This is a genomic window from Gordonia sp. 'Campus', from assembly GCF_022206305.1.
In the GTDB taxonomy this organism is placed as follows: Bacteria; Actinomycetota; Actinomycetes; order Mycobacteriales; family Mycobacteriaceae; genus Gordonia.
Window position 1 is genome coordinate 87841 of sequence record NZ_JAKOIW010000004.1, and the last position, 24072, is coordinate 111912.

At 68.6% G+C, this 24072-nt stretch carries 25 protein-coding genes; 9 read left to right on the plus strand and 16 right to left on the minus strand.

All coding sequences use genetic code 11. The features are described from left to right. Positions 1 to 63: 63 nt before the first annotated feature. Positions 64 to 438, plus strand: coding sequence for a metalloregulator ArsR/SmtB family transcription factor (locus MAY35_RS05825; RefSeq protein WP_238419911.1), 375 nt, complete (start codon positions 64 to 66; stop codon positions 436 to 438). Next, on the plus strand, positions 435 to 866 hold the full coding sequence (locus MAY35_RS05830; RefSeq protein WP_238419912.1) for a Fur family transcriptional regulator: 432 nt from the start codon (positions 435 to 437) through the stop codon (positions 864 to 866). The genes MAY35_RS05825 and MAY35_RS05830 overlap by 4 nt, the downstream gene beginning before the upstream one ends. 20 nt (positions 867 to 886) lie before the next feature. On the opposite strand, the gene MAY35_RS05835 is transcribed toward MAY35_RS05830, so the two are convergent. From MAY35_RS05835 to hrcA, 13 genes are all read right to left on the minus strand, one after another. Beyond that, the gene (locus MAY35_RS05835) at positions 887 to 1300 is read right to left on the minus strand and encodes a hypothetical protein (RefSeq protein ID WP_238419913.1); all 414 of its coding nucleotides are present in this window, start codon (positions 1298 to 1300) and stop codon (positions 887 to 889) included. Beyond that, entirely contained in the window at positions 1297 to 2118 is an 822-nt protein-coding gene (locus tag MAY35_RS05840) for an isoprenyl transferase (RefSeq protein WP_238419914.1), read from the minus strand. The genes MAY35_RS05835 and MAY35_RS05840 overlap by 4 nt, the downstream gene beginning before the upstream one ends. Beyond that, on the minus strand, positions 2099 to 2902 hold the full coding sequence (recO, locus tag MAY35_RS05845) for a DNA repair protein RecO (RefSeq protein ID WP_238419915.1): 804 nt from the start codon (positions 2900 to 2902) through the stop codon (positions 2099 to 2101). The genes MAY35_RS05840 and recO overlap by 20 nt, the downstream gene beginning before the upstream one ends. Positions 2903 to 2998: 96 nt before the next feature. Continuing rightward, positions 2999 to 4411: a YhgE/Pip domain-containing protein gene (locus MAY35_RS05850; protein ID WP_238419916.1), complete on the minus strand. Its 1413-nt coding sequence runs from the start codon at positions 4409 to 4411 to the stop codon at positions 2999 to 3001. Between the two features lie 56 nt (positions 4412 to 4467). Then, positions 4468 to 5379: a GTPase Era gene (era, locus tag MAY35_RS05855; RefSeq protein WP_238419918.1), complete on the minus strand. Its 912-nt coding sequence runs from the start codon at positions 5377 to 5379 to the stop codon at positions 4468 to 4470. Continuing rightward, positions 5372 to 5716, minus strand: a complete 345-nt coding sequence (locus MAY35_RS05860; protein ID WP_238419919.1) for a cytidine deaminase — start codon at positions 5714 to 5716, stop codon at positions 5372 to 5374. Before MAY35_RS05860 ends, era begins: the two co-directional genes overlap by 8 nt. Next, the gene (locus tag MAY35_RS05865; protein WP_238419920.1) at positions 5713 to 7188 is read right to left on the minus strand and encodes a hemolysin family protein; all 1476 of its coding nucleotides are present in this window, start codon (positions 7186 to 7188) and stop codon (positions 5713 to 5715) included. Before MAY35_RS05865 ends, MAY35_RS05860 begins: the two co-directional genes overlap by 4 nt. 4 nt (positions 7189 to 7192) lie before the next feature. Then, positions 7193 to 7774, minus strand: a complete 582-nt coding sequence (gene ybeY / locus MAY35_RS05870) for an rRNA maturation RNase YbeY (protein WP_238419921.1) — start codon at positions 7772 to 7774, stop codon at positions 7193 to 7195. Beyond that, the gene (locus tag MAY35_RS05875; RefSeq protein WP_374237924.1) at positions 7771 to 8856 is read right to left on the minus strand and encodes a PhoH family protein; all 1086 of its coding nucleotides are present in this window, start codon (positions 8854 to 8856) and stop codon (positions 7771 to 7773) included. Before MAY35_RS05875 ends, ybeY begins: the two co-directional genes overlap by 4 nt. Before the next feature lie 128 nt (positions 8857 to 8984). Next, positions 8985 to 9761 (minus strand): S9 family peptidase, encoded by a 777-nt coding sequence (locus tag MAY35_RS05880; protein WP_238419922.1) that lies wholly within the window; start codon positions 9759 to 9761, stop codon positions 8985 to 8987. Beyond that, complete coding sequence (locus tag MAY35_RS05885; RefSeq protein WP_238419923.1) at positions 9758 to 10507, minus strand: 16S rRNA (uracil(1498)-N(3))-methyltransferase; 750 nt, start codon at positions 10505 to 10507, stop codon at positions 9758 to 9760. Before MAY35_RS05885 ends, MAY35_RS05880 begins: the two co-directional genes overlap by 4 nt. A gap of 44 nt (positions 10508 to 10551) precedes the next feature. Then, entirely contained in the window at positions 10552 to 11718 is a 1167-nt protein-coding gene (gene dnaJ / locus MAY35_RS05890; protein ID WP_238419924.1) for a molecular chaperone DnaJ, read from the minus strand. A gap of 137 nt (positions 11719 to 11855) precedes the next feature. Further along, entirely contained in the window at positions 11856 to 12890 is a 1035-nt protein-coding gene (gene hrcA / locus MAY35_RS05895; protein WP_238419925.1) for a heat-inducible transcriptional repressor HrcA, read from the minus strand. Between the two features lie 148 nt (positions 12891 to 13038). On the opposite strand from hrcA, the gene MAY35_RS05900 reads away from it, so the two are divergent. Continuing rightward, positions 13039 to 13497, plus strand: a complete 459-nt coding sequence (locus MAY35_RS05900; protein ID WP_238419926.1) for a type II toxin-antitoxin system VapB family antitoxin — start codon at positions 13039 to 13041, stop codon at positions 13495 to 13497. A 20-nt stretch (positions 13498 to 13517) separates the two neighbouring features. Here the strand turns inward: MAY35_RS05900 and hemW are convergent, their stop codons facing one another. Continuing rightward, positions 13518 to 14717, minus strand: a complete 1200-nt coding sequence (gene hemW, locus MAY35_RS05905; protein ID WP_238419929.1) for a radical SAM family heme chaperone HemW — start codon at positions 14715 to 14717, stop codon at positions 13518 to 13520. A gap of 394 nt (positions 14718 to 15111) precedes the next feature. Between hemW and MAY35_RS05910 the strand changes: the two genes are divergently transcribed. From MAY35_RS05910 to MAY35_RS05930, 5 genes are read left to right on the plus strand one after another with little or no spacing between them, the layout of a single operon-like run. Then, on the plus strand, positions 15112 to 16878 hold the full coding sequence (locus MAY35_RS05910) for a nitrite/sulfite reductase (RefSeq protein WP_238419930.1): 1767 nt from the start codon (positions 15112 to 15114) through the stop codon (positions 16876 to 16878). Then, on the plus strand, positions 16875 to 17624 hold the full coding sequence (locus MAY35_RS05915) for a phosphoadenylyl-sulfate reductase (RefSeq protein ID WP_238419931.1): 750 nt from the start codon (positions 16875 to 16877) through the stop codon (positions 17622 to 17624). The genes MAY35_RS05910 and MAY35_RS05915 overlap by 4 nt, the downstream gene beginning before the upstream one ends. Beyond that, complete coding sequence (gene cysD, locus MAY35_RS05920; protein WP_374237925.1) at positions 17606 to 18577, plus strand: sulfate adenylyltransferase subunit CysD; 972 nt, start codon at positions 17606 to 17608, stop codon at positions 18575 to 18577. Before MAY35_RS05915 ends, cysD begins: the two co-directional genes overlap by 19 nt. 1 nt (position 18578) lies before the next feature. Continuing rightward, entirely contained in the window at positions 18579 to 19874 is a 1296-nt protein-coding gene (locus MAY35_RS05925) for a sulfate adenylyltransferase subunit 1 (RefSeq protein WP_238419933.1), read from the plus strand. After that, positions 19871 to 20608 (plus strand): sirohydrochlorin chelatase, encoded by a 738-nt coding sequence (locus MAY35_RS05930; RefSeq protein ID WP_238419934.1) that lies wholly within the window; start codon positions 19871 to 19873, stop codon positions 20606 to 20608. Before MAY35_RS05925 ends, MAY35_RS05930 begins: the two co-directional genes overlap by 4 nt. 141 nt (positions 20609 to 20749) lie before the next feature. Here the strand turns inward: MAY35_RS05930 and MAY35_RS05935 are convergent, their stop codons facing one another. After that, the gene (locus MAY35_RS05935; RefSeq protein ID WP_238419935.1) at positions 20750 to 20950 is read right to left on the minus strand and encodes a hypothetical protein; all 201 of its coding nucleotides are present in this window, start codon (positions 20948 to 20950) and stop codon (positions 20750 to 20752) included. A 148-nt stretch (positions 20951 to 21098) separates the two neighbouring features. On the opposite strand from MAY35_RS05935, the gene MAY35_RS05940 reads away from it, so the two are divergent. Then, positions 21099 to 23129: a glycoside hydrolase family 15 protein gene (locus MAY35_RS05940; protein WP_238419936.1), complete on the plus strand. Its 2031-nt coding sequence runs from the start codon at positions 21099 to 21101 to the stop codon at positions 23127 to 23129. 28 nt (positions 23130 to 23157) lie between these two features. Here MAY35_RS05940 and MAY35_RS05945 read toward each other — a convergent pair whose 3' ends face one another. Then, entirely contained in the window at positions 23158 to 24069 is a 912-nt protein-coding gene (locus tag MAY35_RS05945; protein ID WP_238419938.1) for a cation diffusion facilitator family transporter, read from the minus strand. Positions 24070 to 24072 lie beyond the last annotated feature (3 nt).

Genomic DNA, 24072 nt, shown 5'->3' on the forward strand with positions numbered 1-24072 from the left:
ATTGAAAACCATTTCCGATAGAATGAACCGACCCTGCACCGCGAGCCCGCCGAGAGGAGCGCCATGTCTGCCGAATCACTGGGCGCACCCGAGCCGATGGACGCGGCCGACGCCGCCGCACGAGAGGCCGCAGCCGACCTCCTGCGCGCTCTCGCTTCCCCCACCCGCGTCGCCATCGTGCTGTCCCTGCGCGAACGGGTGCAGTGTGTGCACGAGCTCGTGGGACACCTCGGCCTGAGTCAACCGCTCGTCAGCCAGCACCTGCGTGTCCTCAAGGACGCCGGTGTGGTGCGCGGGCAGCGCAACGGTCGCGAGATCACCTACGAACTCCTCGACGACCACGTCGCGCACATCGTGGGCGACGCGCTTGTCCACGCCATGGAGACGACGCCGGGCGGCTCCCGGGTCTCGTCCGACGCGACGGCGGTGAACGAGTGACCGGTGTCGCCGCGTCGGGCCCACAGCCGGTCACCGGCGTCCGGTCGACGCGTCAGCGCGCCGCGATCGCCGACGCCCTCGCGGGCACCGACGACTTCTGTTCGGCGCAGGAGCTCCACGAGATCCTCAAGGCCAGGGGCGAGTCCATCGGCCTGACCACCGTCTACCGAAACCTCCAGGCGCTCAGTCAGTCCGGACAGATCGATGTGCTGTGGGACGGTTCCGGCGAGACCCGCTACCGCCATTGCTCCTCCGGCCATCACCATCACCTCGTGTGTCGCGACTGCGGCACGACGGTCGAGGTGCAGGCGGAGCCGGTCGAGCGCTGGGCCGCGAAAATCGCCGCGCAGCACGGATTCACCGACATCAACCACACCGTCGAGGTGTTCGGGCGCTGCGCCGACTGCCGGGTTGCCGAGAACGGCTGAGCGAGAACGCCCCCCACACCTCAGGACGCAGTACTCGGGCCCATCAGCCGCTCGGCGGCGTCGACACCGGCGGCGAGCACGATGTGCAGGACCGTCAGCAGTGGTACGTCGTCGAGCTGCCCGGCCGGAAACGTGTAGTACTGCAGCACATCCGTGGTGACCCCGGCACGGTCGGAGCGTCGGAGGCTGCCGAAGCTCAGCTGCGCGGCGCACGCCTCGACATCGTCCCGCAGGGTCGGGGTGTTGGGCAGGTCCATCGCGACCATCTGCGTCAAGGCCAGTACGTCGAGCCCGTCGGCCAGGGTGAGCACGCGGATCGACGCGCGGGTCGGACCGACCTGGACGACCACGGAATCGGCATCGGGACGGTCGACCGGTCCGAGTTCGGCGACGATCTCCGCAGTCCGGTCCAGGAGCCCGGCGGCCTCGGTCACGACGGCTTCACCCCGCCGAAACGTCGGTCGCGCGAGGCGTATTCGAGGCACGCATCCCATAGGTCGCGGCGGTCGAAATCGGGGAACAGCTTTTCCTGGTAGACCATCTCGGCGTACGCCGACTGCCACAGCAGGAAGTTCGAGATGCGCTGCTCCCCCGACGGGCGCAGGAACAGGTCGACGTCGGGCATGTCCGGCTCGTCGAGGTAGCGCGCGAACGTCGATTCGGTGATGCGGTCGGGATCGATCTCGCCGCGAGCCGCCCGGCGGGCGATCTCCTTTGCGGCGTCGGCGATCTCGGCGCGGCCACCGTAGTTGACGCACATCGTCAGCGTCATGGTGGTGTTGTCCCGCGTCATCTCCTCGGCGATCTCGAGTTCACGGATCACGCTGCGCCACAACCGGGGTCGGCGACCGGCCCAGCGCACGCGGACTCCCATCTCATGCATCTCGTCGCGTCGACGACGGATGACGTCCCGGTTGAATCCCATCAGGAAGCGCACCTCGTCGGGGCTGCGGGACCAGTTCTCCGTGGAGAACGCGTAGGCCGACAACCAGCCCACACCCAGTTCGATACAACCGCAGACGGTGTCCATGAGGACGGCTTCCCCGCGCTTGTGGCCTTCGGTGCGCGGGAGTCCGCGGTCGGTGGCCCAGCGGCCGTTACCGTCCATCACGAGCGCCACGTGCCTGGGTACGAACTGGGCGGGGATGGCCGGCGGACGCGCGCCGCTCGGATGCGGGTCGGGTGGCCGAACGTCGCCACGGGGGCTCGCGGACTTCCGCCCTCTCGCGGAACTACCCGGCCGCAACGCCATCGTCGACTCTCCTCACACCCACGTCCACACCTGTGTCCATCAGCCTATGAGGCGCGGTGCGTTCGATCAGAGGCAGGGTTCGGAGCTGCCGTTCGAGATGCCACTGCAGATGCGCGGCGGTGAGCCCGCTGGCCTGACGGCGCAGCGACGGCGTCGAGTCGATCACGTGATCCCACTGACCGCGGAACAACGCGTCCATGAGGTCGAGCACACCGGGCGAGGGTGTCGCCGAACCCGGCGGGCGACAGGGCAGGCACACCGCGCCACCCGCGGCGACGTGGAAGGCGCGATGCGGCCCCGGCGTCGCGCATCGTGCGCACTCCTCCAGCGCGGGCATCCACCCCGCGCTGTACATCGCGCGCAGCAGGTAGGCGTCGAGGATCAGTTCACGCGGTCGCCGGTCGTCGGCCAGCGCCTCCAGTGCACCCACCGTGAGCCGGTGCAGCTGGCGGGTGGGAGCACGCTCCTCGCCCGCGAGCCGTTCCGCGGTCTCGAGGACCGCGCAGGCCGTCGTGTAGCGCCCGTAGTCGGCGACGATGCGATCGGCGAAGGCGTGCAGGCTGTGCACCTGGGTGACCACGTCCAGGCTGCGCCCCGGATACAGGTGCACATCGATGTGGGCGAAGGGTTCGAGCCGGGCGCCGAATTTCGAGCGAGTCCGCCGTACTCCTTTGGCGACCGCACGCACGAGACCGTGCTCGGCGGTCAGCAGGGTGATGATCCGGTCGGCTTCGCCCAGCTTGTGCTGGCGCAGCACGACGGCCTCATCCCGGTAGAACCTCACCGACGCATTCTCCCACCGCGCACCGACATGTCCCACCCCGACATGCCCGCCGGCCGGCCGGAGCCGACGATCGAGAACTCCGGAGGGCAGACGGGCTCAGCCGGCGTTGACGATCTTGTCGAGCTTCGGCGGCAGCGTCATCCCACCCGGATACCGGTGCCAGCCCTTGCGGTCGTAGTACTTGGTGCCGAGCAGACCGAGGAGCACGCCGACCAGCAGACCGATGAGGCACTGGATGATCGACCGGCCGAGCCCTGCCGACAGATCGGCGTCGAAATAGAGAACCGCGCGCACGCCGAGATAGATCACGTGCATCGGCTCGATCGCGGCGATCCACTCGAAGAGGCGCGGACTCGCCTCCAACGGAAGCGTCCCGCCGGACGACGGCAGACCGAACACCACGAAGAAGAGCAGGTTGAACAACAGTCCGGCGTTGCCGAACACCGCCATCATCGCGCTGGCGCTCACCCCGACGGCGAAGATGCCCAGCACCGACAGCATCCAGAGCACGAACCCGTTCGGAATCGACGTCCCCACCATGGCGCCGACGGCGATGAACAGGGTCGAGAGCACCACCGCGACCAGGAACATGATCGTCCACTTCGCGGCGAGCGTGGCCCACCGGCTGATCTTGAGACGCTCACGCAGTTGATAGAACGGCCCGTATTCGATGGGCGTCTGGCCGAGCATGCCGTCGACGACGATGCTGACCATCATCGCCCCGGTGAAGCCGGCGAGCACGAGCAGCAACGTCAGATAGAACGCCGACAGTCCGTTGCCCGCGCCGTCGGGCAGCGGGGTCGGCTCGGACACCTCGACGGCCACGGGCGTCGCGAGGGCGAGCTGCGCCGCGCCGGTGAAGGTGATGTCGTTGCGCTCGAGCTGGGTGCGGACCTGTTCGGTCAGCTGTGCCCCGACCTGGTCGTTGACCCGTGTGCGCACCTGATCGGCCAGGGTGGTGGTGATCGACGACGCGAACGCGCCCGAGCCCCGGTTGATGAAGATGTCGATGGCCGGCTTCGCCGGCTCGGCCGTGAGTACCGTCGAACGACCCAGCGCGACAGCCCGATTCGTGAAGTTCGACCCGACGACGATGACGCCGTACACCTTGCCGCTGTTGAGTTCGGAGAGGGCCGTCGACCGGTCGGTGCGGGTCACGACGATCCCGTTCTCCGCGGCCGAGGAGATGATGCCCTCGGCGACCTGGTCCCCGAAGTTCTGCTTGGTGGCCTCGCCCTGCGCGTTCTCCACGTCGCCGCCGGCGTCCTCCTGCACCAGCGCGACCGGGAAGTCGTGCAGGTGGCGCTGCGGGTCGACGACGGCGGCCATGTAGAGCCCCGCCATCAGCGAGAACAACACGGCCACCAGCGCAAGGGGCGCCAGCCAGAACCGGGGCGAGGAGAGCACTCCGGCGATGGTGCGGCCGGTCGGTTGATCGCTCTCGGGGGCCTCGTGCGCGCCGCGCCCGAGTTCATCCTCCGGCCGGTCCGGCGATTCGTGCGTTCCCATGGACGTTCCTCCCCGCAGGCCGATTCCACCCGGCGACGAGCCGGCAGGTCACGCTGCTAGAAACCCAATCGACGCAGCTGCTTGGGGTCGCGTTGCCAGTCCTTGGCGACCTTCACGTGCAGATCCAGGTACACCTTGGTCCCCAGCAGCCGCTCGATCTGTGCGCGGGCAACTGTACCCACCTCTTTCAGACGCGCGCCCTTGCGCCCGATGATGATGCCCTTCTGGCTGTCACGCTCGACGAAGAGGATCGCGTGGACGTCGACCATCGGCGGCAGTTCGGGGTCGCGGTCCTCACGGTCGATGACCTCCTCGATCACGACGGCCAGCGAGTGCGGCAGCTCGTCGTGGACTCCTTCGAGCGCCGCTTCCCGGATGAACTCGGCCATCAGGACCTGTTCGGGTTCGTCGGTGAGCTCACCGTCGGGGTAGAAGGCCGGCCCCTCTTCCATGAGTCCGACGAGGACATCGCTCAGGACGTCGAGCTGCTTGCCCGACTTCGCCGACACGGGCACCACCTCGGACTGGGGGCCGAGCAGCTCCGAGAGCGCCAGCAGCTGTTGGGCGACCCGCTCGGCACCCACCCGGTCGATCTTGGTGACGACGCCGACGATGGTCGTGCGCGGTGCCATCTCGCGAACCTGCGAGATGATCCAGCGGTCGCCCGGACCGATCGCCTCATCGGCCGGGATGCACACGCCGATGACGTCCACCTCGGAGTAGGTGTCGCGGACGAGGTCGTTGAGGCGCCGGCCGAGCAGGGTGCGCGGGCGGTGCAGACCGGGCGTGTCGACGAGGATCAGCTGGGCGTCGGGCCGGTTGACGATCCCGCGGATGGTGTGGCGTGTGGTCTGCGGGCGATTCGACGTGATCGCGATCTTCTCACCCACCAGGGCGTTGGTGAGCGTGGACTTGCCGGTGTTGGGCCGGCCGACGAAACAGACGAAACCCGAACGGAACTCAGGCATCCGCACGCTCGATGCGCTGCCGCGGTGCGCCCGCGGTGTCGGTGAGAACGGCGTACGCGTCCGGACTCAGTTCGTGCAGGGTGGCCAGACCCGGGTCGTCGGCCTCACCGTTGACGATGACCGCCGCCTCGAAAGAGGTCGCCCCGCTGGAGATCGCCGAGGCGACGGCGACCTGCAGGCCGGTGAGGGTCAGCGTGGCGGTGCGCACGTCGGCGCCGGCGTACGTGCGGCCGTCACCGTCACGAACCGCGGCGCCCGAGGGCGCCTCGGCACGGGCCAGCGCACCGCGCGCGAGCACCACGAGCTTGCGATCCTCGTCGGGGAGGGTCTCGGTCACTGGTTCATCCTTGCTCTCGACTCGTCTGTGCTGCGGTGATCGGCGGTGTCCGGGTCGTCGGCTCCGCGTTCGTCCGCGGATCGGTCGCCACCCCGTTCCGCGCGGCGTCCGGCATCGTCATCGCGTCCCGAGGCACGCTCGGAACGAGACTGCGAGCGGTTCGAGCTCCCCCGATGATCGTCGCGTCGCGAATCCTCCTCCGCGCCGGGGACTCGGGTGACCAGCACCGTGATGATGCGTTGGCGGCCCTGGCGATTGGGCCCGCCCTCGGCCACCAGTTGCAGGCCGTGCGACTCGACGCGGGCGCCGGGCAGCGGCACACGACCCAGCTCCAGTCCGACGAGTCCGCCGACCGTCTCGACCTCCTCCTCGGCGATCTCCACGTCGAACAACTCGCCGAGATCCTCGACGGGCAGCCGTGCCGACACCCGGTAGGACCCGTCACCGAGATCCTCGACCGGGGCGAGCTCGTCGGTGTCGTACTCGTCGGTGATCTCGCCGACGATCTCTTCGAGGACGTCCTCGATGGTCACCAGTCCGGCGATGCCGCCGTACTCGTCGACGAGCATCGCCATGTGGTTCCGTTCGCGCTGCATGTCGGCGAGGACCCGGTCGAGCGGTTTGGAGTCGGGGATGAACTCGGCGTCGCGCATCACATCGACCACGCGAAGAGTCGTGGGATCGATGCGCTGGGCGACCGTGCGGGCCACGAGGTCCTTGAGATACACGATGCCCAGGACGTCGTCGGTGTTCTCACCGATGACGGGGATGCGGGAGTGCCCCGACCGAGTGGCCAGGCTGGTGGCCTGCAAAGCGGTCTTGTCGGCTTCGATCCACACCATCTCCGGACGCGGGACCATCACCTCCCGGGCGCTGGTGTCGCCGAGGTCGAACACCGACTGGATCATGCGGCGCTCGTCGGCGGCCACGACGCCCGAGGCCTCGGCGAGGTCGACGACCTCGCGCAGCTCGATCTCGGTGGCGAACGGACCGTTGCGGAATCCGCGGCCCGGGGTGAGAGCGTTACCGATCAGGATCAGCAGACGCGTCAGCGGTTTGAGCAGCACACCCAGCGCGAACAACAGATAGGACGACGCGAGCGCGATCGTGTACGCGTGCTGCCGGCCCAGGGTGCGCGGGCCGACGCCCACGGCGACGTAGGAGACGACGGCCATGGCGGCTATGGCCACCGCCAGTCCCCCGCCGACGCCGATCAGCTGGGTCGCGGCGACCGCGACCAGAGCGACAGCGGCCGTCTCGCACACCACGCGGAGCAGGACCACGAGGCCGACGTAGGTCGCGCGCGCCTCGAGGATGCGCGCCAGGCGGCGGGCACCCGCGCGCCCGTCCCGGACCATGTCGTCGACACGGGCGTTGGAGACGGTGGACACCGCGGTGTCGACGGCCGCGAAGATGCCGCCCACCCCGATCAGCACGACTGCGGCCACGATGAACCAGTAGTCGGAGGGCACGTTCTCAGTCCTCCTCGGACCGCGGCGCGGTCTCCGGGGCGGGCGGGTCGCCCGGGCCACCGGTGAACCCGATGTTGGACAGCAGCCGCGAGTCGCGGTCGGTCTGCCGCTGCTCCTGCGCCCGTCGGTGCCGCTCGGCGTAGAACTCGTCGAGGATCTTGTTCTGCAGCCCGAACATCTCGCGCTCTTCCTCGGGCTCGGCGTGGTCATAACCGAGGAGGTGCAGAACGCCGTGGATCGTCAGCATCGCGAGCTCGTGCTCGAAGGACCGCCGGGCCTCTCGGGCCTGCTTTCGTGCGAAATCCGGGCAGAGCACGATGTCGCCGAGGATCGCCGGCCCGGGCTCGGCGGCATCGGGGCGTCCCCCCGGGACCAGCTCGTCCATCGGGAAGCTCATCACATCGGTCGGGCCGGGCAGGTCCATCCACTGGACGTGCATGTCGGCCATCGTGTCCTCGTCGACACACAGGACCGACAGAAGCGCAGCCGGATTGACGTCCATCGCGTTCACCGCGTAGCGCGCGGCGTCGATGATCAGTTCCGCCGGGACGTCGACGCCGGACTCGTTGGCGAGCTCGATGCTCATGAACGACGCCCCTGGGCCGCCGCGCGCCGCGACGCCCGGTTGCCGCCGATCGCGGCATCCGACAGTCCACGACGCGACTCCTCGGCTCGGCCGTAGGCGTCGACGATGTCGGCGACGAGGCGGTGCCGGACCACGTCCTGACTCGTCAGCCGGGCGAAGTGGATGTCCTCGATCCCCTCGAGGATCTCCGACGCGGCGAGCAGTCCGCTGCGGGCGCCGCCCGGAAGGTCCACCTGGGTCACGTCGCCGGTGACGACCACCTTGGATCCGAAGCCGAGCCGGGTGAGGAACATCTTCATCTGTTCGCTCGTGGTGTTCTGCGCCTCGTCGAGGATGATGAACGCATCGTTGAGCGTCCGGCCGCGCATGTAGGCGAGCGGCGCCACCTCGATGACCCCGGCTGCCATCAGCTTGGGGATCGCCTCGGGGTCCATCATGTCGTGCAGGGCGTCGTACAGCGGACGCAGATACGGGTCGATCTTCTCGCTCAGCGTCCCCGGGAGGAAGCCGAGGCGTTCGCCGGCCTCGACCGCCGGACGCGTCAGGATGATGCGGTTCACCGACTTGGAGTGCAGCGCCTGCACGGCCTTGGCCATCGCCAGATAGGTCTTGCCGGTGCCGGCGGGCCCCAGACCGAAGACGATGGTGTGGGTGTCGATGGCGTCGACGTAGTGCTTCTGGTTCAGCGTCTTGGGCCGGATCGTCTTGCCGCGTCGCGACAGGATGTCCAGCGACAGCACGTCCGCGGGCGACTCGACAGTGCCGTCGGACAGCATCGAGACGCTGTGCCGCACCAGGTCCGGTGTCAGCGGGGTGCCGCGGCCGACGAGGTCCACCAGTTCGGCGATCACCCGCTCGGAGGCGGCGACGTCGGCGGGCTCACCGGTCAGCGTGACCTGGTTGCCGCGAACGTGGATGTCGGCGGGCAGGAGCTGTTCGAGCGTGCGGAGGTTGACGTCACTGGCGCCGAGCAGCCCGAAGACGACCCCGGGAGAGACTTCGACAGTGGATGTGACCCCAGGCCGCTGCGGTTGGTGCATTCGGCTGGATTGCCCGCTCTGGTCGGGGTTGTCGTCACTCACGTATGAAATCACTCCTGGTGTTCTGGATGTCCGGTCTTCTGCACGAGCGCCTTCTCACCGTCGGCGGACATGCAGGGGTGCCGCCAGTGTATCGCGGTGCAACGGCCGATCAGCAGGCAATATTTCCGTCAGACCCCGAGCACCCGGACGGTCTGCCGTGTACACGCGCTCCGGGGGTCGACGAACGCGTCGTGCCCCTCCCCCGGAACGACGACCAGCTCGGCGGACTGGCCTCGCCCCGCGGCGTCGTCCACATAGCGTCGACTGACCTCGAGCGGGATCAGATCGTCGGCGTCGCCGTGGATCGCCACGACGTGGGCGTCGAACACGGGCGCCAGCATCGGTGAGGCCTCGCGGTACCGGCGCGGCGACTCCCGGTAGGGCCGACCCATGTAGGCCTGCACCGACTCCCGGTCGGCGGCTTCGACGGTGTCGAGCACCGCCGCCTGGGCGACCACGGTGGTGATGGTGGCCGTTGCGGTGCGCGCGCCGAGGTGCCCGACCGCCCACACCGCGAGCTGGCCGCCTGCCGAGTGCCCGACGACCGCCGTCGACGAGAGGTCGACGGCGTCCGCGGGCAGTGCATCGCGGACCGGCCCGTCGATGGCGCGGAGCGCGTCGATCACGTCCCGGCCCGTGTTGGGCCACCCGCCGCCGTCCTCGCCGACCCGCCGGTACTCGACGTTCCACACCGCCGCCCCACGCTCGGCGAGCATGCGCGCGATCGCCGTCTGCGTGGTCGAGCCGAATTCCACGGACCACGACCCGCCGTGCACCAGCACCACGAGCCGCGTCGGCGACGAGGTGTCAGGACGGGCAGGAAGATACAGGTGCCCGAATTGTGATGGCGCCGAACCATATTCGATCTTGGTGCGACGCACGGACGCGCGCCGGACGCCGCTCACCGGGACCACCGCCGGGTGAGTACGCCGATCGCGCCCAGGGCCACCGCCGCGGCGGTCGACGTGCGCAGCACCTCGGGCCCCAGGACGACCGATCGTGCACCCAGCGCGGTCAGGTCGGCGACCTCACCGGGGTCGAGACCCCCTTCGGGTCCGACGACGAGCAGGATCTCGGTGGCATCGGCCAGCGGTAGGTCCGCCAACGGCTGCGCGGCCTCCTCGTGCAGCACCGCGACCACACCCCCGGCCGCGACCACCTCGGCGCAGCGAGCGCGGACGTCGATGGTGGTCGCCAGGTCGGTGACCTCGGGGATCCACGGCCGGCGACTCTGCTTCGCGGCGGCCGATGCCGCCGCCCGCCACTTCGCGACGCCCTTGTCGGCCTTGCCGGTCCACCGGGCGACGCACCGAGCCGCCTGCCAGGGCACGATGGCGTCGACCCCGGCCTCGGTCGCGAGGTCGACCGCGAGTTCGGATCGCTCAGACTTGGGGAGCGCCTGCACCAGGGTCACCGAGGGCTGGGCCCGCGCTTCGAACTCGAGGTCGTGGACCGATGCGACGAGGGTGTCCTTGCCCTTGAGCTCGCGGATCTCGCACCCGGCGACCGATCCGGCCCCATCCCCGACGAGGATGCGCTCGCCCACGCCCAGCCGGGCCACGGTGACGGCGTGCCGTCCTTCGGCACCGGTCAGGACGAGGTCGGCGCCGGGCGCCGGGACGGAATCCGCCCAGAACAGCGGCGGACTCATCGCTGGTCCGCCGACGAGACCGAGGATGCCCGCGACAACGGCTCCTACTTTCCGGCGAACGCGTTGCGCAACCGGGAGAACAGCCCGCCGGGCGCGGCCGCGGCGGAGGTGTTGACCACCTCGATCTGGTCGGCGGCGACCTTGCGAAACTTCTTGAGCGCATCGGTCTGCGCGGCGTCGAGTCTGGTGGGGACGACGACATCGAGGTGCACGTGCATCGTTCCGCGGACACCGGAGCTGACGTGCGGCATGCCCTGTCCGCGCAGTGTGACGACCTGCCCCGGCTGGGTGCCCGGGGCGATCGTCACACTCACCGGGTCGCCGAGGATGGTCTCGACCTCGAAGTCGGCGCCGAGCGCCGCGTCGGCCATCGGCACCTTCACGGTGCAGTGGAGGTCGTCCTTGTCACGCACGAAGATCTCGTGGGGACGCTCCCTGACCTCGACATAGAGGTCGCCGGCCGGGCCTCCGCCCAGGCCGACCTCGCCCTGACCCGTGAGTCGGACACGCATGCCGTTCTCGATCCCCGCGGGGATACGGACGGTCATCGTGCGCCGCGAGCGGTACCGACCGTCGCCGCCGCACTTGTGGCAGGGATCCGGGATGACCTCGCCCACACCGTGACAGGTCGGACACTCACGGACGGTCATGACCTGGCCGAGGAACGATCGCTGCACCGATTGGATCTCGCCGGCACCCTTACAGATGTCGCAGGTGACCGGCTTGCTGTCGCCATTGGTACCGGACCCCGTGCACACGTCGCACAGGATGGCGGTGTCGACGGTGATCTCTTTGTTGACGCCTCTGGCGCATTCGGCCAGATCGAGCGTGAGGGTCACCAGCGCCGGCTCGCCGGGCTGGACCCGCGATTTGGGGCCGCGACCCGAGCCGAAGCCGCCGCCACCGCCGAACGCGCCACCGTTGCCGAAGAAGGCCTCGAAGACATCGCCGAAACCGCCGCCGCCCCCGCCGAAGCCACCGAACCCGCCGGCGCCCGCGCCGGCCAGGGGATCCCCGCCGGCGTCGACGATGCGTCGCTTCTCCGGATCGGTCAACACCTCGTAGGCGGTGCTCACCTCTTTGAACTCGTCCTCCCGACCCGGGTTGACGTCGGGGTGCAGTTCGCGGGCCTTCTTGCGGTAGGCGCGCTTGAGCTCCTGGTCACCGGCCCCTTTGGCCACACCCAGGATTTCGTAGTAGTCACGTGCCACGGTCGTAGTGATCCTTCGGTCTCAGTTGGTGCCTGCGGCGGGTGCTCACGCGAGCGCGGGGGTACGCGCGTGGGGAACCGACCCCACTGTCGACGACTGCTCGGGTCCTTGCGGGAACCGCCGGCGTCGCGCAGCGGTCATCGTTCGGCGAGCACCTCACCGATGTATTTGGCAACGGCTGCCACCGATGCAATGGTTCCCGGGTAGTCCATCCGTGTGGGGCCGAGCACACCGACGCCGCCGAACACGGTTCCCGATGCACCGTACCCTGTCGACACGACCGAGGTCCCACGCAGGTTCTCGGTCTGCGTCTCCTCCCCGATCTGCACGGTGACCTGCCCCATGTCCTGCGTCGTGGCCAGGATCTTGAGCACCACGACCTGCTCTTCGAGCGCCTCGAGGACGGTGTCCATGCCGCCCACGACGGGCGTGAAGTCGGCGGCCGAACGCGCGAGGTTCGAGGTGCCACCCAGCACGAGTCGGTCGTCCCCGCGCTCGACGAGCGTCTCCACCAAGACGGTCGCGATGGCGAGGACCGCACGCCGCAGGTCGTCGGGTGCGGAGTTGGCCAGTTCCGCGACGGCCGCCGACGCGGCCTCGAGCCGCTTGCCGTGCAGCGCGGCGGAGAACAGGTCGCGCAGCCGGGCGATGTCGGCCTCGTCGTGGTCCTCGTCGAGAGCCACCATCCGCTGCTCGACCCGACCGTTGTCGACGATGACGACCAGCAGCAGTCGAGACGGCGACAGCGTGACGACCTCGAGATGCCGCACGGTCGCCGCCGACAGCACCGGGTACTGGATGACCGCGACCTGGCGGGTGAGCTGGGCGAGCAGCTTCACCGAGCGGCGCAGCACGTCGTCGAGGTCGACGCCGGAGTCGAGAACCGAGAGGATCGCGCGGCGTTCGGCCGACGACAGCGGTTTGATCTCGCTGATCCGGTCGACGAACATGCGGTAGCCCTTGTCGGTGGGCACGCGCCCTGAGCTCGTATGGGGCTGGGTGATGTATCCCTCGGCCTCCAGCACCGCCATGTCGTTGCGGACCGTGGCACTGGAGACACCGAGCTGATGCCGTTCGACCAGCGCCTTGGAGCCGATCGGTTCCTGCGTGCCGACGTAATCGGTCACGATCGCACGGAGGATCTCGAAGCGGCGATCATCGGTGGTTGACACGCGGTACACCTCCTGACTCGGACCACTGCCATACAGTTGGGTGCGTTCCATAGTACGAAACCGGTGCGCACACGCGGTTGACGTCCGCTGCGCGGATCGACGCGCGGCGCCGAGCCGGGCGTCGAGCACGGGCGTCGGAGGAGTTCTCATGATCTTCAAGGGGGTGCGGGAGGGCAAGCCCTACCCCGACCACGGATTGTCGTCACGCGGCTGGGCGAAGATCCCGCCGCGGCAGTTGCGCCTCGACCAGCTGATCCCGATCACCAAGGTCCTGGCCTTGGACAAACTGCTCAGCGAGGACTCGACCTTCTACGGTGACCTCTTCGCGCACGTCGTGCGCTGGGAAGGCGACCTGTATCTGGAGGACGGGCTGCATCGCGCGGTCCGGTCGGCGTTGCGCAACCGTCACATCATCCACGCGCGCACCCTCGACCTCGACGCACTCGACCTGTCGGGGACAGCCGCACCGCTCGACGAGCAGCTCGAGGACACCGCGGAGATCCCCGCGCGGCGTCCCCCGACGGCACCCGACGCCGGCGGAGCGCATCGCCGTGGCACGCGGTCGACCGGATGGACCAGCCCCGCACGTCCCGATTCCGGTTGGTGACCGAGTCCGTCGGTCGACATTCAGTCCCAGAGCACACGCCGGATGACCCCGTCGGCGAGCAACCGGCCGGCGTCGGTCAGGACGTATGCATCACCGGTCGAGGTGAGAAGCCCGTCGGCGCTGAGTTTCTCGGCGTTCGCACGCTCCGTGGCGTCGAGGACCGTGTGCGGTAGGCCACCGCGGCAACGCGTGGTCAGCATGACGGTCTCCAGGTGCCGGTCGGAGTCGGTGAGCTCCTCGGCGGATGCGATCGGCAGCTCACCGTCGGCCAGCGACTTCGCATAGCGCGCAGGGTGTTTGGCGTTCAGCCAACGGACACCGCCGACATGGGAGTGCGCTCCCGGACCGATCCCCCACCAGTCGTGGCTGTGCCAGTACGCGATGTTGTGGCGACACACCGAATCGCCTCCCGCCGACCAGTTCGACACCTCGTACCAGTCGAGACCGCCGGCGCGCAGCCGGGAGTCGAGGATCTGATAGCGGTCGGCGAGGACATCGTCATCGGGAGCGGGCATCTCACCGCGCCGGATGCGTCGGGCCAGTGCGGTGCCGTCCTCGACGATCAGCGCGTAGGCCGACACGTGGTCGACCCCGGCTTCGAGTACGGCGTCGATCGTCGCGTGCAGGTCGGCGTCGGTCTCCCCCGGGGTTCCGTAGATGAGGTCGAGGTTCACGTGGTCGAATCCCGCGGCGCGCGCCTCGCGGGCGGCCGCGACCGCCCGTCCCGGCGTGTGGGTGCGATCGAGCAGTCGGAGCACATGCGCAGCGGCGGACTGCATGCCCAGCGAGATGCGGGTGAACCCCGCCCCGCGCAGTTCGGCGAAGAACTCCGGCGAGGTCGACTCCGGGTTCGATTCGGTGGTGACCTCGGCATCCGGGGTGAGGTCGAAGTGCGCGCGCACCGAGTCGAGCAGACGGCCGAGCCCGTCACCGCCGAGCAGGGACGGTGTCCCGCCCCCGACGAAGACGGTCGAGACCGGTCGGACCGGTGTGAGCATGCGGGCCGCCGTCTCGAGCTCGCGGGCGACTGCCTGCTGCCAGGACTCCGGCGAGGACGACGAACCCAGTTCACCCGCGGTGTAGGTGTTGAAATCGCAGTATCCGCACCGCGTCGCGCAGAACGGCACGTGCAGGTAGAGGCCGAGCGGCACGTCGGGATCTGCGTTCGCGCACGCGCCGGCGATCAGCTCGGATGCGGGCGTGCGGAGGTCGACGGTCACCCTCCCATCATGCCGAGCCACGCAAATCGCTCGGCTCGAGCCGTTCGTCCGGCGCCGGGCGCCGGATTCGCCCGTCCCGGGAACAGCGGCGTCCCCACATGCGTTGTCGGCCACAGGCGGGGATCCTCCCGCCCGTTTTCCATCAGCGTGATGGAAAATAACCCCAAGTAGACGAGTCGATGGGCAGCGTGGCACTATGGACCTCGTGATTTTCCCCGGGGTGTGGCTCGCAGCGCGCCGCCACATTGATCTCAAGCGCGTCAACAGCGCTTTCTGTCGCATCTAGCGACGTCTCGGCCCCGATCTGGTCCCCGTTTCCCTGGGGATGCCGGCACGTTTCAGCCCGTAATTCGTGCAACGAACGCCGGCCCTGTGTGCCGGCACAGGAGAGTTCATGACGTCCACCACCGACGCCCCCGCCGTGCCCGGCGCGGGTGCAGAGCCCGATGCCGCCGCCACCCGCGAGGCACCCGCCGACAAGCCCGCCCGTCCGGCGCGCAAGGCCCGTCCCGCCAAGCGTCGCGCCGAGGGCCAGTGGAAGCTCGGTTACCGGGAGCCGCTCAATCCCAACGAGCAGGTCAAGAAGGACGACAACCCGCTCAACGTCCGCGCCCGCATCGAGAACATCTACTCCAAGCAGGGCTTCGACTCGATCGACAAGCAGGACCTCCGCGGCCGCATGCGCTGGTGGGGCCTGTACACCCAGCGCGCCGAGGGATACGACGGCACCTGGACCGGCGACGAGAACATCGACATCCTTGAAGACAGCCACTTCATGATGCGCGTGCGCTGCGATGGCGGCGCGCTCAACGTCGAGCAGCTGCGCACCCTCGGCGAGATCTCCACCGAGTTCGCCCGCGACACCGCGGACCTCTCCGACCGCGAGAACGTCCAGTACCACTGGATCCGCATCGAGGACGTCCCGACGATCTGGGAGCGCCTCGAAGGTGTCGGACTCAAGACCACCGAGGCGTGCGGCGACTGCCCGCGCGTCGTGCTCGGCTCGCCGCTCGCCGGTGAATCGCTCGACGAGGTCCTCGACCCCACCCCGGCCATCGACGAGATCGTCCGCCGCTACATCGGCGACCCCAAGTACTCGAACCTGCCGCGCAAGTTCAAGACCGCCATCTCGGGTCAGCAGGACGTGGTGCACGAGATCAACGACGTCGCGTTCGTCGGCGTCGTGCATCCCGAGCACGGTCCCGGCCTCGACCTCTGGGTCGGCGGCGGCCTGTCCACCAATCCGATGCTCGCCCAGCGCGTCGGGGCATGGGTCCCCCTCGACGAGGTGCCCGATGTGTGGGAGGCCGTGGTCTCGATCTTCCGTGACTACGGATACCGCCGCTTGCGCGCCAAGGCCCGTCTGAAGTTCCTCATCAAGGACTGGGGCATCGAGAAGTTCCGCCAGGTGCTCGAGGACGAGTACCTGGGCCGCAAGCTGATCGACGGCCCGGCCCCGGAACAACCCGAACGCCCGATCGACCACATCGGGGTGCAGAAGCTGCGCAACGGACTCAACGCGATCGGCTTCTCCCCCATCGCCGGCCGCGTCTCGGGCACGATCCTGACCAAGGCCGCCGAGGCCGTCGCCGCGGCCGGCTCGGACCGCGTCCGCTTCACCCCGTACCAGAAGCTCATCGTCCTCGACGTCCCCGACGACAAGGTCGACTGGCTGATCGACGAGCTCAAGCCACTCGGCCTGCACGGCCGGCCCACGCGGTGGCGCCGAAACCTGCTGGCGTGCAGCGGTATCGAGTTCTGCAAGCTCTCGTTCACCGAGACCCGCAAGCGTTCGCAGGTGCTCGCACCGGAGCTCGACGAGCGGCTCGCGGACATCAATTCCCAGCTCGACGTGCCGATCACGGTGAACATCAACGGTTGCCCCAACTCGTGCGGGCGGTCGCAGATCGCCGACATCGGTTTCAAGGGCCAGCTCGTCGAGGATGCCGAGGGCAACCAGACCGACGGATTCCAGGTCCACCTCGGCGGAAGCCTGGGCCTGGACTCGGGTTTCGGGCGCAAGCTGCGCCAGCACAAGGTGCTCGGCACCGAGCTCGGTGACTACATCGAGCGTGTGGTCCGCAACTTCGTGGACCAGCGCGAAGAAGGTGAACGGTTCGCGCAGTGGGCCGTTCGTGCCGACGAGGAGGCGCTGCGATGACCATCGAGACGACTGCCCGCGCAGGGCGACGGTTCAGCGAGGATCAGCTTCGCGACATCGCGCAGAAGGGTGCCGCCGATCTCGGTTCCGACGCCACCCCCGAAGAACTGATCCGCTGGACCGCGCAGACCTTCGGCACCAACTTCGTCGTCGCGTCGAACATGCAGGACGCAGCCCTGGTCGACCTCGCCGTGAAGAACATCGACCGCGATCTCCTGGGCGGTGACCCGGTCAAGGTGTTGTTCCTCGACACCGGTTACCACTTCGCCGAGACCATCGGCACCCGGGACGCCGTCGAGCAGGTGTACGGCGTGGAGATGGTGAACCTGACGCCCGAGCACAGCGTCGCCGAGCAGGATGAGCTGTTGGGGCGCAACCTCTTCGCGCGCGACCCGGGCGAATGCTGCCGGCTGCGGAAGGTTGTGCCGCTCAAGGCCGGCCTCGGCGGTTACGACGCGTGGATCACCGGCATCCGTCGGGTGGAGGCACCGACGCGGGCCAACGCCCCGCTCATCTCCTTCGACGAGGGCTTCGGGCTGGTCAAGATCAATCCGATCGCGGCCTGGTCCGACGAGACCATGCAGGACTACATCGACACCAACGGTGTGCTGGTGAATCCGCTTGTCGACGAGGGTTATCCCTCCATCGGGTGCGCTCCGTGCACCGCGAAACCCGAACCCGGATCCGATCCGCGCAGCGGCCGCTGGGCCGGCCGCGCCAAGACAGAATGTGGGCTGCACGCATGACCGTCACCGAGACCGCCGTCACCGACGCGGCACAGCCGACCCCGGCACTCACCGACGCCGACGACTTCACCACGCTCGACGCGCTGGAGTCCGAGGCCATCCACATCTTCCGTGAGGTCGCGGGCGAGTTCGAGCGCCCGGTGATCCTCTTCTCGGGAGGCAAGGACTCCACCGTTCTGCTGCACGTCGCGCTGAAGGCATTCTGGCCTGCGCCGCTGCCCTTCTCGCTGCTGCACGTGGACACCGGGCACAACCTGCCCGAGGTGCTCGAGTTCCGCGATCAGGTCGTCGAGCGTCACAACCTGCGGCTGCACGTCGCCAAGGTCGAGGACTATCTCGCCGACGGCCGGCTCACCGAGCGTCCCGACGGTGTCCGCAACCCCCTGCAGACGATCCCGTTGCTGGATGCCATCACCGAGAACCGCTTCGACGCGGTCTTCGGCGGCGGGCGCCGGGACGAGGAGCGCTCGCGGGCCAAGGAGCGGATCTTCTCGCTGCGCAACGCCTTCGGACAGTGGGACCCGAAGCGTCAGCGTCCCGAGTTGTGGAATCTCTACAACGGACGCCACGCGCCGGGTGAGCACGTGCGCGTCTTCCCGCTGTCGAACTGGACCGAACTCGACATCTGGCGCTACATCGCCCGCGAGCAGGTTCTGCTGCCCTCGATCTACTACGCGCACGAGCGCGACGTCTTCGAACGCGACGGCATGTGGATGACCCCGGGCGTCTGGGGCGGCCCCCGCGACGGCGAAGAGCTGCAGCGTCTTTCGGTGCGGTACCGGACCGTCGGCGACGGCTCGTCGACCGGCGCGGTGCTGTCGGATGCCGCCGACAACGAGGCCGTCCTGGCCGAGGTCGCCGCGTCGCGACTCACCGAGCGAGGCGCCACCCGTGGCGACGACCGGGTCTCCGAGGCCGCCATGGAAGACCGTAAGCGCGAAGGATATTTCTGACATGAAGCACTCCCCCGATCTCCTCCGCATCGCCACCGCCGGCAGCGTCGACGACGGTAAGTCGACTCTCGTCGGACGGTTGCTGTACGACACGAAGTCCGTGCTCGCCGACCAGATCGACGCCGTCACCAAGGCATCGGTCGACCGCGGCCTCGAAGGTCCCGACCTGTCGCTCCTCGTCGACGGCCTGCGCGCCGAGCGTGAACAGGGCATCACCATCGACGTGGCGTACCGCTACTTCGCCACGCCCGCACGGTCCTTCGTCCTCGCCGACACCCCCGGTCATGTGCAGTACACCCGCAACACCGTGTCCGGCGCCTCGACCGCGCAGCTCGTGATCCTGCTCGTCGACGCCCGCAACGGCGTGGTCTCGCAGACCCGCAGGCACGCTGCCGTGATGGCGCTGCTCGGCGTGCCGCAGCTCGTGCTGGCCGTCAACAAGATCGATCTCGTCGACGACCAGGCGTCGGTCTTCGCCGACATCTCCGCCGAGTTCGCCGAGCTCACACGTTCGCTGGGATGGTCCGACGACCAGGTCACCGCGATCCCGGTGTCGGCACTCAACGGAGACAACGTCGCGACACGTTCGGAGACCACCCCGTTCTACGACGGGCCCACTCTCATCGAGCATCTCGAGACCGTGCCGAACCTCGTCGAGCGCCATCGGGTCGGTCTGCGGTTCCCGGTGCAGTACGTCATCCGGCCCCGGACCGCCGAGTACCCGGACTACCGCGGGTACGCAGGTCAGATCGCGGCCGGACGCGTGTCGGTCGGCGACGAGGTCGTCGTCCTGCCGTCGGGCCAACGGACCACGGTCAGCCAGATCGACACCGCCGACGGACAACTCGCGACCGCGCACACCGGTCGCAGCGTCACCATCCTGTTGGCCGACGACGTCGACATCTCGCGCGGCGACCTGATCGCCTCGGCGGGCGACGCCCCCGAACCGCTGCAGCAGTTCACCGCAACCGTCTGCTGGTTGGCCGAGAAGCCGCTGCGCGCCGGTGCGCGCCTGCTGCTCAAGCACGGGACCAAGACGACGCAGGCGATCGTCGGCGCACTCGACGCACAGTTCGACGAGCAGAACCTCGCACTGGTCGAGGCCCCGGAGTCGGTGGAGCTCAACCAGATCGTGCGGATCTCGGTACAGACCGCCGAGCCCATCCCGGCCGACGACTACCAGGTGAACCGCGAGTCGGGCAGCTTCCTGCTCATCGATCCGCAGGGCGGCAACACCCTGGCCGCCGGACTCGTCGGCGATGCACTCGCACCGCTGCACCTCAAAGAGCTGGTGTGAGCCGGACCCTGGTACTCGCCGCACACGGCAGTCGCGATCCGCGCTTCGGCGCGACCGCACGGCGTGTGCGAGACGCCGTGGCGGCGCAATTGCCCGGCGTCGAGGTGGTCCTGTCCTACCTCGATCTCGACGAACCGCTCGTCGGTGACGTGCTCAGTGGATTACACGCCTCCGCGGACGCTCAGGATGAACCAGTCGTCGTGCCGATGCTGCTGTCGGCGGGTTTCCACCAGAAGGTCGATCTCCCCGGAATCCTCGCCGAGAGCCACCCGTCCGCGCGCCAGACCGATGTCATGGGGACGCGGTCGCTGACCCGCGCCCTCGCCGACCGGCTCGTCGAGGCGGGCCTCGGCGAAGGAGACGGGGTGATCCTGTCGGCGGTCGGCTCGTCCGACCCCGACGCGGACCGCTCCGTCCGCCTACGGGCCATCGAGCTGTCGACGCGACTGCACCGGCCCGTCGAGGTGGTCTTCGCCACCAAACTCGGCGCCGGCGATCGCATCCTGAAGTCCGCGGTGCGTCGCCTCCGTTCCGGAGGCGCGCGCCGGATCGCGCTGAGTCCCTACTTCCTGTCGGCGGGACTGCTCACCGAACGGGTCGAGCGAGCACTCGATGCCATGGTCGACGAGACCCTCGTGGCCGGACCGCTCGGTACCCATCCGGATGTGGTGGATGCGATCTGTTCGCTCTACCGTCTCGCCGCCACCCGGACCACGGTGCCCGCGGGTCGCTGACGCGTCGGTGACCCACACCTCGTGACCCGCCGGATCGAGGTCGCATGCGACGACAATCCGGTCAGGCCGTCAGCAGCCAGGCGATCACGACGAGGATCAGCAGGGCGAGGAGCGCCAGTGTGACCGGCGAACGCAGTATCTTCACAATCCGGTCCCATCGTCGTCGGCGAATCGGCGTCTGTCGAACAGCGCGGCTGCGGCATCCACCAGGATGCTCAACACGAAGGCGATGAGGATCGCCAGGGGGATCACGACGGCGACGGTCACGAGCAGCTGGGGCACGAAGGACAGGCCGGTCAGCCACTCCTCCACACTGTCCCACCAGGCGAAGAACGCCGTCACCCCATCACCTCGTCCATCCGTCGTCCGACCGGCGACACTCGTGCGTCCGGTGCGTCTCACCTGCGGCCCGGCAGACCGTGACCACCGCCACCGTCGGCCCTTCGGGGGCCGATTGGCGCAGGCGAACGCCCATCGCAATGATAGGTCCATGTCTGCCGCAGATGACTCCACCGTAACGCCCCTGCCGAGCGCGACCTCCCCGGCACCCGGGAGTGCGGACGGCGCAGGCGTCGCGCGAGTCGGTGGCCCGGTGTCGGCGCCGGTCACACCCTCGGCTCCGTCGCATTCGAGCGCCTTTCCACCCATCGGTGACTACGCTTTCCTCTCCGACACCGAGACCAACTGTCTGATCGCCCGCAACGGGTCGGTGGAGTGGATGTGCGTGCCGCGGCCGGATTCACCGAGCGTGTTCGGTGCGATCCTCGACCGCAGCGCGGGCCACTTCCGCCTCGCCCCCTACGGCGTCAACGTTCCCGTGGATCGCCGGTACCTGCCGGGCAGTCTGATGGTCGAGACCACCTGGCAGACCGACACCGGTTGGATCATCGTCCGCGATGCGCTCGTCATGGGCCCGTGGCATGACAACGAGCGGCGCTCGCGCACCCACCGCCGGACACCCACCGACTGGGACGCCGAGCACATCCTGCTCCGGACCGTTCGATGCGTCTCCGGGACAGTCGAATTGCACATGAGTTGCGAGCCGGCGTTCGACTATCACCGCGGCACCACCTCGTGGGAGTACTCCGGTCCCGCCTACGGCGAGGCGATCGCCGTCGCCAAGGAGACCGACACCGACACACCCACTCTCAAACTCACCACCGATCTGCGGCTCGGCCTCGAAGGCCGGGAGGCGCGTGCGCGCACCCGACTCGTGGAGGGCGACAACAGGTTCGTCGCCCTCAGCTGGTCACGACAACCGGCCCCGCAGAACTTCGAGGAAGCGGCACAGAAGATGTGGGCCACCAGCGAATCGTGGCGCCAGTGGATCAACATCGGCAGCTTCCCCGACCATCCGTGGCGCTCGCATCTGCAGCGCTCCGCCCTCACCCTCAAGGGCCTGACCTACTCGCCGACCGGCGCGCTGCTCGCCGCAGCGACCACGTCCCTTCCGGAAACCCCTCAGGGGGAGCGCAACTGGGACTACCGCTACGCCTGGGTGCGCGATTCGACCTTCGCCCTGTGGGGGCTCTACACCCTGGGCCTCGACCGCGAGGCCGACGACTTCTTCTCGTTCATCGCCGATGTCTCGGGCATCACCAACGGCGAACGCCATCCGCTGCAGGTGATGTATGGCGTCGGGGGCGAACGCACCCTGGAAGAAGAAGAGCTGACCCACCTCTCGGGCTACGACGGCGCCCAGCCGGTCCGGATCGGCAACGGTGCGTACAACCAGGCGCAGCACGACATCTGGGGCACGATGCTCGATTCGGTGTACCTGAACATCAAGTCGCACGAGACGATTCCCGAGACGCTGTGGCCGGTTCTCAAGGCACAGGTCGAAGAGGCGATCAAGCACTGGCGAGAGCCCGACCGCGGTATCTGGGAAGTCCGAGGCGAACCCCAGCACTTCACCTCGTCGAAGGTCATGTGTTGGGTGGCCCTCGACCGTGGATCCCGACTGGCGACGATGCACGGGGAACGCACCCACGCCCGGGAGTGGGCGGCGATCGCCGAGGAGATCCGTGACGACATCCTCGAACACGGCGTCAACGATCGCGGGGTGTTCACCCAGCGCTACGGCGACGACGCGCTCGACGCCTCACTGCTGCTCGTTCCACTGCTGCGGTTCCTGCCGCCCGACGACCATCGGGTGCGGGCAACGGTTCTCGCCATCGCCGACGAACTCACCGAGAACGAGCTGGTGCTCCGGTACCGGGTGGAGGAGACCGACGACGGCCTCAGCGGCGAAGAGGGCACGTTCACCATCTGCTCGTTCTGGTTGGTGTCGGCCCTGGTGGAGATCGGCGAACTCCCGCGCGCGAAGACGCTGTGCGAACGCCTGCTCTCGTATTCGAGCCCGCTGAAGTTGTACGCCGAGGAGATCGACGCCAAGACCGGACAGCACCTCGGCAACTTCCCGCAGGCGTTCACCCACCTGGCTCTGATCAACGCCGTGATGCACGTGATCCGCGCCGAGGAGGCGGCCCACCAGGCCACGTTCCAGCCCGCGAATCACTGACCGGGCGCGTCGATCCGGTCACCGGCCCTCAGTCGAGCCGCCACTCCTCGTAGGCGCGTGGGTCGTTGATCGGTTCGACGTGCATCGTCACGTTCAGGTCGTCGACCGCGGTGCGCAGTTCGTCCTCGACCCGCTCGGCGAGGTCGTGTGCGCGCTGCACCGACCAGTCGCCGGGCACCAGCATGTGCAGCTGCACGAACCGTTCATGACCCGCCTCGCGGGTGCGGATGTCGTGGAAGTCGATCCGGTCGGCGCGGTGCGCCGCGAGGACCCCGTCGATCGCGGCGCGCTCGTCGTCGGGTAGTGCGGAATCCATCAGCCCCGCACCGGATCGCCACACGAGTCGCCCGCCCACGACGAGGATGTTGATCGCCACCGCGATGGCGATCAGCGGATCGAGCGGCAGCCAGCCCGTCGCGGCCACGAGGAAGACACCGACGACCACCCCGATCGTCGTCCACACGTCGGTCATGAGGTGCTTGCCGTCGGCTTCGAGCGTCACTGACCGATGGCGGCGGCCGGCTCGGATGAGCACCCAGCCGACGACCGCATTGACGACGGTCGCACCGACCGAGATCGCCAGTCCGACACCGACTTCCTCGAGCTCCCGCGGATTGACCAGACGGTCGACGGCCGTGACGATGATGACCACCGCCGCGACGACGATCATCACCCCCTCGAACACCGCCGAGAAGTACTCGGCCTTGGTGTGCCCGAAGTTGTGGCCGCGGTCCGGTGGCTTCGCCGCCACCCGCAGCGCCACGAAAGCACCCACTGCCGCAACGAGATTGACCAGCGACTCGAGCGCGTCGGAGAGCAGACCGACCGAACCGGTGATACGCCACGCGATCAGTTTGAGGCCGATCACGACGATTGCGGTCACGATGCTCAGTACCGCGAACGCCGACAGGTCGCGGCGTGAGGTGCGCGTCGTCGTCATGGC